Below are 11,630 nucleotides of genomic sequence, written 5' to 3'. Positions count from 1 at the left end.
TCTTACAAGAACCGATAACAGGGACGGCCGTTGCCGGGCCGCCCCCTGCCTGTATCAAACTTCTGGAGGCATCATGTCCAACCAAATCGTCCTGCCACGTATCCTGCAAGTCGGCGCCAAGGCCAGTCAGGCCATTCCGGATGTATTGGCCAGTCTGGGTTGCAGTCGCCCGCTGATCATCACCGACAAGATGATGGTGCAGTTGGGTTACGCACAAAATATTCAGGATGTACTCGCGGCCAAAGACATCACCGCCGATGTGTTTGCCGACACAGTTCCGGAACCGACCGTCGCCTCGATTCAAGCAGGTCTTGAGCATACCCGGAGCGGCAGCTATGACAGCATCATTGCCCTGGGTGGCGGCAGTCCGATCGATAGCGCCAAGGCCATCAGCATTCTTGCCAAATTTGGCGGCCAGATGCGCGATTACAAATTCCCGCGTCAGGTGAATGAGCAGGGACTGCCCATCATTGCAGTGCCTACCACGGCAGGCACCGGCTCTGAAGTCACACGATTCACAATAATCACCGATGAAACGACCGACGAGAAAATGCTTTGCGTAGGCATTGGCTTCATGCCGGTCGCAGCACTCGTCGACTACACCCTCACTATGAGTCTTCCCGCCCGCGTAACCGCTGACACCGGACTGGATGCACTGACCCACGCCATCGAGGCTTACGTCAGTCTCAAGGCCAATCTCTATAGCGACAGCCAGGCACTGGCAGCCATGAGCCTGATTGGTCCAAACCTGCGTCGGGTCTATCGCGATGGCCAGGATGCCGAGGCTCGGGAAGCGCTGATGCTCGGCTCGACACTGGCTGGTGTCGCATTCTCAGCCGCGTCGGTGGCACTGGTGCATGGCATGAGCCGGCCGATTGGCGCGTTCTTCCATGTTCCCCACGGTCTGTCCAACGCCATGTTGCTGCCGAGTATTACCGAGTACTCGATCCCCGGTGCCCCACATCGTTATGCCGATTGCGCTCGGGCCATGGGCGTCGCCACTGCGCGAGACTCCGATGAAGAGGCCAACGCCAAGTTGCTGGCGAATTTGCGCTCGCTCAATGACGAGCTGCAAGTGCCGACGCTGGAAGGCTTCGGTGTCAGCCGCGGCAAGTTTTTCGAAATGATGCCGCTGATGGTCAAGCAGGCACTGGCGTCCGGCTCTCCTGGTAATAACCCACGGGTTCCTACTGCTGACGAAATGGTCGAGCTGTATCGCAACCTTTGGTAAGCCGGCGCACATATTCGCGGCTAGACCGCACACTTCAACAATAAGGAACGCATATATGAACACCGTAGGCCATTTGATCAACGGCGAAGTTATCCTCGACAACGGCCGTACCCAAGCCGTCTTCAACCCGGCAACAGGCGAAGCGACCAAGCAGGTTCTGCTCGCTTCGAAATCGACTGTTGAAGAAGCGATCACCGCTGCTGAGGCGGCATTCCCCGAGTGGCGTAACACGCCCCCGATCAAGCGGGCCCGGGTGATGTTTCGTTTCAAGGAATTGCTGGAGCAAAACGCTGATCGCATCTGCCAGATGATTGGTGAAGAGCACGGTAAAATTCTTCACGACGCCATGGGCGAGCTGCAGCGCGGCATCGAAAACGTTGAATACGCCTGCGGTGTGCCCGAGTTGCTTAAAGGCGAACACAGCAAGAATGTCGGTCCCAATATCGATTCCTGGAGTGAGTTCCAGCCGTTGGGTGTGGTCGCTGGTATCACGCCATTCAACTTCCCGGCGATGGTTCCATTGTGGATGTTTCCGATGGCTGTTGCCTGCGGCAACTGCTTCATCCTCAAACCGTCCGAGCGTGATCCAAGCTCGACACTGTACATCGCCCAATTACTGCAGGAAGCCGGTCTGCCAAAGGGCGTGATGAGTGTGGTCAACGGTGACAAGGAAGCCGTTGACACCCTGCTGCATGACCCGCGCGTGCAAGCGGTGAGCTTCGTCGGTTCGACGCCGATCGCCGAGTACATCTATCGCACCGCCGCCGCCAACGGCAAACGCTGCCAGGCATTGGGCGGGGCGAAAAACCACGCCATCGTCATGCCGGATGCCGACATCGACAACGCCGTCAACCAACTGGTGGGCGCGGCCTTCGGTTCGTCCGGCGAGCGTTGCATGGCGCTGTCGGTAGCGGTCACTGTCGGTGATGCAACGGCTGATGCGCTGATTGAGAAAATGCGCGCAGCTATGGCCAAACTCAAGGTCGGCCAGTATCAGGACAAGACCAACGATTTTGGCCCGTTGATCACCCGTGAGCATCAGCAGAAGGTTGTTGGCTATATCAACAGTGCCCAGGAGGAAGGGGCAGAGGTGGTGGTTGATGGTCGCGACATCCAGGTTCCGGCCTGTGAAGGCGGGTTCTTTGTTGGCGGCACGTTGATTGATCACGTCAAACCGGGCATGCGCTGCTATGAGGATGAAATCTTTGGCCCGGTGTTGCTGGTCGTCCGTGCCCAGAGCATGCAGGAAGCCATGAAGCTGATCGACGATCACGAGTACGGCAACGGCACCTGCATTTTCACCCGGGATGGCGAGGCTGCGCGTTATTTCTCCGACAACATCAAAGTCGGCATGGTCGGGGTTAATGTGCCGCTACCGGTGCCAGTCGCCTACCACAGCTTTGGCGGCTGGAAGCGATCGCTGTTCGGCGACCTGCATGCCTACGGGTCTGATGCCGTGCGTTTTTACAGCAAGCGCAAAACGGTGACTCAGCGCTGGCCGTCGTCGGGCATTCGTGAAGGCGCCGAATTCTCGATGCCTACCATGAAGTAACACCGGTGATGCGTACCGGGCGCGGTCTCGCGCCGGCAGCCCGGTACCTGGGTGTCAAACCTCCAAATATCATAATAAAAGGCTACCTGGATGTTGATGTCGTCACCTCCTCGGCGCGTGCTCTCGGCACACGCCACAGAAAAAGACCTGCCCCTTATCGTTATCAGCCTCGTGGTTATTACGGCGGCTGTCGGCGCGCTGACCGCATCGCCCGAGCATTCCAAAATGCTGGCCGAGCAATGGTTCGATACGACCACGCGCTGGTTCGGCTCTTGGGTGCAAATGCTCGGCTTCGCTTCGGTCGTCATTGCCTTTGCGTTGGCGTTCAGCAAATACGGGCATATTCGCCTCGGCACAGGCGCGCCGCAGTACACCAACACAGGCTGGGTATTCATGTTCATTTGCGCGGGCCTGGGTTCTGCCACGATGTACTGGGCATTTATGGAGTGGGGCTACTACTACCTAACCCCGGGGCTGAATATCGCCCCCGCTAGCAAGCAAGCACTTGAATTCAGCATTGCCTACTCATTTTTTCATTGGGGCATCACACCTTGGGCCATGTATGCCATTGCCTCGCTGGCAATGGCATACCATTTTCATGTCCGACGAAATGAAGGTCTCAGCCTGTCGAGCGTGATGCAGGCGATCACAGGCCTCAAGGCGAAGGGGCCGGCGGGGCGGGTGATCGATCTGATCTTCCTGCTGGCAACTTTCGGTGGCTTGGTGCTGACCATTACACTGACAACCTCCACGGTATCCCGTGGGCTGGCTGACCTTCTGGGCTTGACCGATGGCTTTATGCTCAAGGCCGGTCTGGTCATATTAGTGACGCTTGTTTTCTCCCTGACTTCTTTCGTGGGAATCGCCAGCGGCATGCAGCGTCTGGCAAAAGTTGCCTGTGCGCTGACGCTGCTGTTCGGATTAATCGTTTTGATACTGGGGCCCACTCAGTTTGCCGTGAGTAACATCACCAATGGAATCGGCTTGATGCTGCAACACTTTGTGCAGATGAGCCTTGCTACCGACCCCACTGGCAATGGTGATTTTCCGCGCGGCTGGACCGCGTTCTATTGGCTCTATTGGACGACCTACACACCGGGCGTAGCGATCTTCGTTACCCGCGTATCACGCGGGCGAACTGTACGGGAAGTGATACTGGCGATGATTCTGGGCGGATGCGCTGGTTGCTGGTTTTTCTTCGGCAGTCTGGAAAGTTTCGCCATTCATCAGTTCATCACCGGACTGATCGACTCGCCGGCCATTCTCAGCAGCGGTGGGGGGGAGGCGGGGGTTTCGATGCTGCTCATCAGCTTGCCTTGGGGCAAGTTGATGGCGGCGCTGTACTTCCTGCTGATGCTGGTATTTTTGGCCTCACACCTGGATGCCGTCTCCTTCACCGTGGCTGCCACCAGTACGCGTAACTTGCGCGAGGGCGATGATCCTGCACCTGGGCTTCGAGTGTTCTGGTGCGTCATGTTGGCGGCACTGCCCACCGCCATGCTGTACATCAATGCACCGCTGACCACGCTCAAGACCGCCGTGACCCTTGCTGCCATTCCTTTCATTCTGGTGTTGGTGGTGATGATGCTCGGGCTGTTCCGGTGGTTGCGTCAGGATTACGGCAACCTGACGTCGGCACAAATCGAGTCGCAGTCCCGAGAGTGGCTTTCGAGTCAGCCTGCAGCGGACAGTGTACGTATATCTAACGCCATGAGCGGGTATCGGGTGACTGAAACAGGCACGGCCTGATCGGTCATGCCAACTGGCGGTCGGCCGCTCCACACAGATTATTCATAAGGGCAGTGGGGATGACCCGGCTGATGACAGAAGGAAGCACCATCGTGGTCAATACAATGCGCTCCAGCGCCAGGGTGATTATTGGCAGTGCGCTGATTCTGGCGCTGTCGTTGGGTATTCGACATGGATTTGGCCTGTTTCTGGCGCCGATGAGCCTGCAGTTCGGTTGGGGGCGTGAGATATTTGCCTTCGCGATTGCCTTCCAGAATCTGTTGTGGGGGCTGGCCCAACCATTCGCAGGAGGGCTGGCCGATCGTTACGGTGCGGGCAAAGTCGTGTTCACCGGCGGCGTGCTCTACGCTGTGGGTTTGTTGTGCATGAGCTTTGCAGATTCACCGTCGAGCCTGATGCTCAGTGCGGGCGTACTGGTGGGCATTGGTTTGTCTGGCACGACGTTTTCGGTGATTCTGGGCGTAGTCGGCCGGGCGTTACCGCCGGAAAAACGCAGTATGGGCATGGGCCTGGCCAGCGCTGCCGGCTCGTTCGGTCAGTTCATCATGTTGCCTGGCTCATTGGGAATGATCGAGGGGCTGGGCTGGTCCAAGGCATTGCTGATGCTGGGTGTACTGGTCGCCTTGATCTTGCCTTTGGTCAGTATGCTCAACGACAAACCGCTCCCTGTCGTCGGCGTCCAGCAAACTCTGCGTGAAGCCTTGCATGAAGCTTGTACCCACTCGGGATTCTGGCTGCTGGCATTCGGTTTTTTCGTCTGTGGTTTTCAAGTGGTGTTCATCGGCGTGCACCTTCCGGCGTTTCTACTGGATCAACATTTACCAGCCACGACCAGCACAACGGTGCTGGCGCTTATCGGCCTGTTCAATATTGCCGGCACCTATGTCGCCGGCTGGATAGGAGGGCGATACTCCAAGCCGCGCCTGCTGACTGTGCTGTACTTGTTGCGTGCGCTGGTGATTGGCGTTTTTCTTGTAGTGCCGGTCACGGCTTTCACGGCTTATCTGTTTGGCATTGCCATGGGGGTGCTGTGGCTCTCGACGGTTCCATTGACCAACGGCACGGTTGCGACGATTTTTGGCGTGCGAAATTTGTCGATGCTCGGCGGTATTGTTTATCTCTGCCACCAACTCGGTGCCTTTCTGGGTGGTTGGTTGGGGGGCGTAGTCTATGACCGCACTGGCAATTACGATCTGGTGTGGGAAATTGCCATTGGGTTGAGCCTGATCGCCGCAATCGTCAATTGGCCAATCCGCGAGCGACCACTATCTCGCCTCGATATCACAATGGCTAAGGCATGAGAAAAGGAGTGCTGGCAACCCTGCTATGCGCAGGGGGCTTGTCGCTGGCAGGCGGTTGGATCGGCTGGATGCGCGTCGGTTTGCAAGCATTACAGATCGGGCCGGGCGCTTGCGGGTAGCGGTGCCCTTTTGCGGATCGACAATAAAATTTGTCAAGAGATGGGCTCAAGACCGCATGACCGGACGCTGCGCAGCTGTTGCCATGTGTGGCGTGTTCCCCACCGCGCAGTGCCCTATGCATCATTGCAAGAATGGCGACTGGTTGTTACTCAGCCGTTGACATTTACTATGAGGCGGCCGCGTATTTTTCCGTCAAGTAAATCCTCCGAAGCCACCAACGCCTGTTCCAGACCAATTTCCCGGGTGATCAGGGCAAGGTTGTTCAAATCCAATTCTTTCGCAAGTCGCTCCCACGCCTCGATACGTCTAGATTTGGGTTGGGTCACGCTGTTGATGCCCAACAGATTGACGCCTCTCAAGATGAATGGTGCAACTGAAGAGGGAAAGTCCATCCCCTGCGCCAATCCGCATGCCGCAACGCTCCCCTCGGCTTTGGTTGCGGCGCAGACATTGGCCAGTGTATGACTGCCTACCGAGTCGATTGCGGCTGCCCAGCGCTCTTTGACCAGAGGGCGTCCCGGAACCGAAAGTTCGCCTCGGTCGATGATCGTATCAGCCCCCAATGCTCGCAAATAATCGGCTTCTTGGGGGCGTCCGGTCGACGCCATGACGGTATATCCCCGCCGTGCAAGAAGGGTGATTGCAAAGCTTCCGACCCCACCATTTGCCCCAGTGACCAGAATCGGCCCTTGATTCGCAGTGAGACCATTTCGCTCAAGCGCCATGATGCAAAGCATGGCGGTATATCCTGCGGTTCCGACTGCCATTGTTTGGCGTTCATTGAGCCCTTCAGGCAGCGGTATGAGCCAGTCACCGTTGACTTTGGCCATCTGGGAAAGTCCGCCAAAATGACTTTCGCCTACGCCCCAGCCATTGAGCAGGACACGATCGCCTGGTTTATAGGCCGAATGAGAGCTGGCTTTTACAGTGCCCGCAAAATCGATACCGGGCACCATCGGGAATTGTCGAACGACCGGGCTTTTACCGGTTATCGCGAGCGCGTCCTTGAAATTCAACGTGCTATAAGCGACCTGTACCAAGACATCCCCATCCGGTAACTGGGCTTCGTCGAGATCGGCCAATCGGGATTGATAATGTTCACCGCGTTTTTCGGCAACAATCGCTCTAAACATTTTGAATCTCCTTACTTTAGACTGATCGTCTTTAAAAGGGCGGAAGCTTCACCGAGTGATGCCGGCGAGAAATCCTGAGAAGAAAATATCCAGCGGGGAAACATTCCCGACGAGTTTGGCGCGCAGCACTGCGCCCTCCCAGCCAATCCAAAAAAAGGCAGCAATGGATCTGCAGTCGGCTTGCTGCGATAGCTCGCCAGCGGCGACTGCCTTTTCCAGACAGGCTGCTACAAGAGCCTGCCAATCGTTCAACACAGCGTCGACCCGCACTCGAAAACCATCGGGCAGAGCAAATACTTCCTGGCCGAGGTTGCCTACCAGACAGCCTCGGCGAAACTCATGTCTGGACATCCCAGACTTGGCATCCTCAACAAAGTTTGCCAAGCGTTGCAGGGGAGGGAAGTCGGGGTTTAGCAGATGATGCTCTAGTTTGCGTGCAAAGAAATTTGCATAAACCTCAAGTACCTCCATGCCAAAGGCTTCCTTGCTGTCAAAGTAGTGATAGAACGAGCCTTTAGGCACCTGAGCAGATTTTAGAATGCTGTCAATACCGGTGCTGGCAAGGCCTCGTTCAGTAAGCATTTCCACCCCGCGGCGAAGCAAGATTTCGCGGGTATCATCATGCTCACGGGCAACTTTTGGGGGACGTCCTCTGCGGACTGGAGATTTGGCGTTGGTCATGCAGGTACTTTAGACCGATCGTCTTTAATGTCAACTCTCAATCTCAGAATAGAGTGCATAATCACAAGCTGAGGTCAGCATGCCGTTAACTACGCTCCTGCGCTGCGACGATCTTGTCGCCACTGGCAATTACTACCGCGAAACTCTCGGTTTCACCGTGAGTGACTCCGCTGCGTCAACAATCACTGTGCGATTGGATGACTGCAGTCTCATCTTTACTGAACAGGATATTTGGGGAGTACCAGTCGGGTACTCGGGTACGCTCTACTTGGCGATATCGAATGTAGATAGTTATTACGAGTCAGTGATCAACAACGCCAATATCGCTTGGGCACTTCAAGATACTGACTATGGTTCAAGGGAGTTTGGACTGCGCGACTGCAATGGCTACTACCTCGCGTTCACACAAAAATCGGTAGTCTGAATCGCGGTCAGCCTAGCAGGTTATTAAAGTTCCAGACCTGGCCGACACCAGACATTCACGGACGTCTGCTGTTGGCCGAAAGCGGTAGCCTGGTACGGCAGGTTTCGGCTAGAAGCGCACTCGACAGTTAGCCGCTGATGTCTCTACGCTGATCGATCTGGTGAAAGCACACCACTAAAAGGAGCAGTCATGTTGGTAGTTGCCATTGATCGAGATAGCGTTCATGCGGGAGATGATCTGGAAAGTCATGCAATATCGATCACACTCGATCAATCAGCAACACTGCGCACCTTGATCGAAGTGATACAAGATTTGGACTACCTACCTCTTATCAGTGGAGGCAAGGCCACTTGGGTTGTTTATTCATCTGGCAAACCATTAGGTGTTTTAGCCCAGCAATGGCCAGAACCTAAATGGGTCGTGCGCCCCGAGAGCATCGTGGATCAATATTTCGGAAATATCGAGCCTCGCCTACTTTTCAGATATTGGTGTCAGGCAGATCCAGATGAGGTCTTTTCGGATGCCCAGGCCGGAAACGAACTGCCATCACGATTTTAGGATAGGCAGGAGGCATTGCTTCAGATCAATGCGGTTCAGATTACTGCTGTGGGTCGATAGCTGCCTCCTTGAACGACTGCTTCTGGCCGAAAACGGTCCTTTCTGATTTGGCCGAAGGGGGGACGATAAAAAGGCGGCGGAACATTATCAAACCACCGTGGGCCGCAACTCCTGCGCCAGTTCAATCAGTGCGCGCAATCGCGCCGGCACGAAGCGATGGCTCGAGTAGTAGAGCCTCAACCCGCCAAACGACGGGCACCATGGCATCAACACCGGCACGAGGGCGCCGCTCGCCAGTTCTTCTTGGATGAACCACTCGGAAATGAAGCCAATGCCAAGGCCCAACACCACGGCCTGTTTGATGGCCAGCAACTCGTTGGAGGCGAAGCGCACCGGCAGATCCATCTGCAGCTTTTGGCCATCGCGCTCCAATTCCCACTGGTAGAGGCCACCATGGGCCATGCGCATGCAGATGCTCTGGTGGGTGAGCAGATCTCGCGGATGCTCGGGCACGCCGTGGCGTTCGAGGTACTCGGGCGTTGCTACCACGAGCATCCGGATGTCACCTGACAGCGGCACGGCAATCATGTCTTGCGGCACAGACTCCGCCAGGCGAATCCCGGCGTCGAAGCCACCGGCGATGATGTCGACCATGCTTGATTCGCTGACGATGTCGATGCGCACTTCGGGATAGCGCTGAGCGTACTGCTTCAATAGCGGATCCAACAGCAGGTAGGCCGCCCCATGCGGCGCATTGATGCGCAATGTGCCGCTGGGTTCATCGGGGCCGACGCTGGCTTCTTCGTCGGCACTTTTGATCTGCGCCAACGCAGGTGCGATGCGTGCCACATAGCGTTGCCCGATGTCGGTGAGGGCCACGCTGCGCGTGGAGCGATTGAACAGGCGAACTTTCAGTCGTGCTTCCAGCCCGGCCACCGCACTGCTCACGGCGGTAGTGGACATGCCCAATTCCTGTGCTGCGCCGCGAAAACTGCTGCGGCGCGCCACGGCCAGAACCACTTCCAGCTCGGTCATTCCTGTTCTGTGCATGGATTGTCCTGAATATGCGGATGCTTCATAAGCCAAAGGGTGGCTTATCGGAATAATGAACCCTTCTTAGACTTCATCACAGAGGCTCGATTCAGGCGAGTCGTTTTTGAGCGAGGAGTCGCCATGCAACTCATTGAACATATCTACATCGACGGCGAGTTCGTCATTCCGCACGGTCAGGAATGGTTCGACCTTCATAACCCGAGCACCGAGGAAGTCATCGGTCAGGTTCGGCTGGGCGATGCATTGGACGCACAGCGTGCGATCGCAGCCGCCAAGGTTGCGTTTCCGGCGTGGTCTCGTACCAGTCGGGAGGAGCGCATTGCGGCACTGCAACGCATGCACCGGGCCATGGCGGCAAGGGAGGAGGAACTGTTGGAAGCCATCCTCGTGGAATACGGCGCGCCTGCGGTTCGCGGGCGCTGGATGGCGACTTATCCGGCCGATGTGATTGCGCAAGCAATCGATGCACTTGAGGCGTTCGATTTCGAGGAACAGGTCGGCGTGGCCAGGGTCATTCTGACGCCCGTGGGCGTGACCGGCCTGATTACGCCCTGGAACAGCAATGCGGGCTTCATCTGCAACAAGCTGGCCACCGCGCTGGCGACAGGCTGCACCGCTGTCATCAAGCCCAGCGAAATGAGCGCGTTGCAGACGCAGGTCGTGGTCAGGGCGTTGCACGAAGCGGGGCTGCCACCGGGTGTATTCAATGTCGTCAACGGACGGGGCGATGTGGTTGGCGAGGAGATCGCCCGTCATCCCGACGTTGCCAAGATCTCGTTCACGGGTTCGTCCGCTGTCGGTCAGCATCTGGTAAGAACCGGTGCCGACACCATGAAGCGCGTGACGCTCGAATTGGGCGGCAAGTCCCCCACCGTGGTGCTTGACGATGCTGATTTCCAAGCGGTCATGCCGTTGGTGCTGCAAGCCGGATTTCTCAACAGCGGCCAGGCTTGCATCGCGGGCACTCGCATCCTCGTGCCGCGCAGCCGGCTGGCAGAGTTCGAGCGGATTGCGAAGGAGGGTGTCTCACAGATTCAATCGGGCGATCCACGCAACGCCCACACCGACATCGGTCCGATGGTGAGCCAGAAACAATGGGAGCGGGTGCAGCACTACATCCGTACCGGCCACGAAGAAGGCGCGAGGTTGCTGGCGGGTGGCGAAGGGCGCCCGGAAGGCTTGCATGCCGGATGGTTCGTGAAGCCCACGATCTTCACTGATGCCACCAACCGGATGCGCATCGCGCGTGAGGAAATTTTCGGCCCCGTGCTGACGATCATCCCCTTCGAGGATGATGCCGATGCGATCAGCATTGCCAACGATACGGACTATGGGCTGAGCGCCCTGGTGCTGGGAAAAAGCTCCGAACGTTGTATGAACGTCGCCCGTCAGATCGATTCGGGACGCGTGCTCATCAACACCTTGGCCCACGAACCGCGTGCCCCTTTCGGTGGATTCAAGCATTCAGGCCTTGGGCGCGAAATGGGCAGGTGGGGGATGAGCGCGTATTTGGAGCCAAAGACGTTGATCGGCTATGACCCATTGAAATGACTGGGTCAGGTCCCTGTCTTGCAGTCCTGGAATGACGAGCCGCGCGCCGGGCTGCATTGCGCTGTTCTTTGCGGGCATCCTTGTATGCGTCGATATTGCGGCAGCTGCGGCACTTCACTCGATTGAGTTCGCTGCTCGAGGAGAGGTTGTTGCCCTTGTGCCCACAGGCCAGATGCCCGTTTACTTTGAAATGAATGACCATGAGACGTCTCCTTGGTGACGTGTAAAGGGTTTGACCTTACACACCTCCAAGACGTTCTTTCATGCAGCAGGTGAA

Annotated in this window: 9 protein-coding genes and 1 pseudogene; 6 read left to right on the top strand and 4 right to left on the bottom strand. The window is 56.9% G+C overall.

The annotated features are described in order from the left end of the window. Positions 1-73: 73 nt before the first annotated feature. The 4 genes from AC1MDC_RS00840 (at position 74) to AC1MDC_RS00825 (ending at position 5,833) form a co-directional block, all read left to right on the top strand. Entirely contained in the window at positions 74-1,231 is a 1,158-nt protein-coding gene (locus AC1MDC_RS00840; RefSeq protein ID WP_227232672.1) for an iron-containing alcohol dehydrogenase, read from the top strand. Between the two features lie 55 nt (positions 1,232-1,286). After that, positions 1,287-2,783: a CoA-acylating methylmalonate-semialdehyde dehydrogenase gene (locus tag AC1MDC_RS00835; protein ID WP_480392282.1), complete on the top strand. Its 1,497-nt coding sequence runs from the start codon at positions 1,287-1,289 to the stop codon at positions 2,781-2,783. 90 nt (positions 2,784-2,873) lie between these two features. Then, positions 2,874-4,532 carry a BCCT family transporter gene (locus AC1MDC_RS00830; protein ID WP_266200199.1) on the top strand — a complete coding sequence of 553 codons (1,659 nt, stop codon included), beginning with the start codon at positions 2,874-2,876 and terminating at the stop codon, positions 4,530-4,532. Between the two features lie 104 nt (positions 4,533-4,636). After that, positions 4,637-5,833: an MFS transporter gene (locus AC1MDC_RS00825; protein WP_480392481.1), complete on the top strand. Its 1,197-nt coding sequence runs from the start codon at positions 4,637-4,639 to the stop codon at positions 5,831-5,833. 269 nt (positions 5,834-6,102) lie between these two features. Here AC1MDC_RS00825 and acuI read toward each other — a convergent pair whose 3' ends face one another. Both acuI and acuR read right to left on the bottom strand, forming a co-directional pair. Further along, on the bottom strand, positions 6,103-7,086 hold the full coding sequence (gene acuI / locus AC1MDC_RS00820) for an acrylyl-CoA reductase (NADPH) (RefSeq protein WP_227232670.1): 984 nt from the start codon (positions 7,084-7,086) through the stop codon (positions 6,103-6,105). A 48-nt stretch (positions 7,087-7,134) separates the two neighbouring features. After that, complete coding sequence (acuR, locus tag AC1MDC_RS00815; RefSeq protein WP_480392281.1) at positions 7,135-7,767, bottom strand: acrylate utilization transcriptional regulator AcuR; 633 nt, start codon at positions 7,765-7,767, stop codon at positions 7,135-7,137. Between the two features lie 613 nt (positions 7,768-8,380). On the opposite strand from acuR, the gene AC1MDC_RS00810 reads away from it, so the two are divergent. Then, the gene (locus tag AC1MDC_RS00810; protein WP_085701979.1) at positions 8,381-8,749 is read left to right on the top strand and encodes a hypothetical protein; all 369 of its coding nucleotides are present in this window, start codon (positions 8,381-8,383) and stop codon (positions 8,747-8,749) included. Positions 8,750-8,896: 147 nt separating this feature from the next. Here the strand turns inward: AC1MDC_RS00810 and AC1MDC_RS00805 are convergent, their stop codons facing one another. After that, positions 8,897-9,799, bottom strand: a complete 903-nt coding sequence (locus tag AC1MDC_RS00805) for a LysR family transcriptional regulator (RefSeq protein ID WP_480392280.1) — start codon at positions 9,797-9,799, stop codon at positions 8,897-8,899. A gap of 123 nt (positions 9,800-9,922) precedes the next feature. On the opposite strand from AC1MDC_RS00805, the gene AC1MDC_RS00800 reads away from it, so the two are divergent. Then, complete coding sequence (locus tag AC1MDC_RS00800) at positions 9,923-11,353, top strand: aldehyde dehydrogenase family protein (RefSeq protein ID WP_480392279.1); 1,431 nt, start codon at positions 9,923-9,925, stop codon at positions 11,351-11,353. A gap of 19 nt (positions 11,354-11,372) precedes the next feature. Here the strand turns inward: AC1MDC_RS00800 and AC1MDC_RS00795 are convergent. Beyond that, positions 11,373-11,555: pseudogene (locus AC1MDC_RS00795) on the bottom strand (hypothetical protein); the annotation flags it as partial. Positions 11,556-11,630 lie beyond the last annotated feature (75 nt).

This window comes from Pseudomonas sp. 1 (assembly GCF_056626735.1).
Note: the sequence above shows the minus strand (reverse complement) of the source record. Positions and strands in the feature narration are given on the sequence as shown.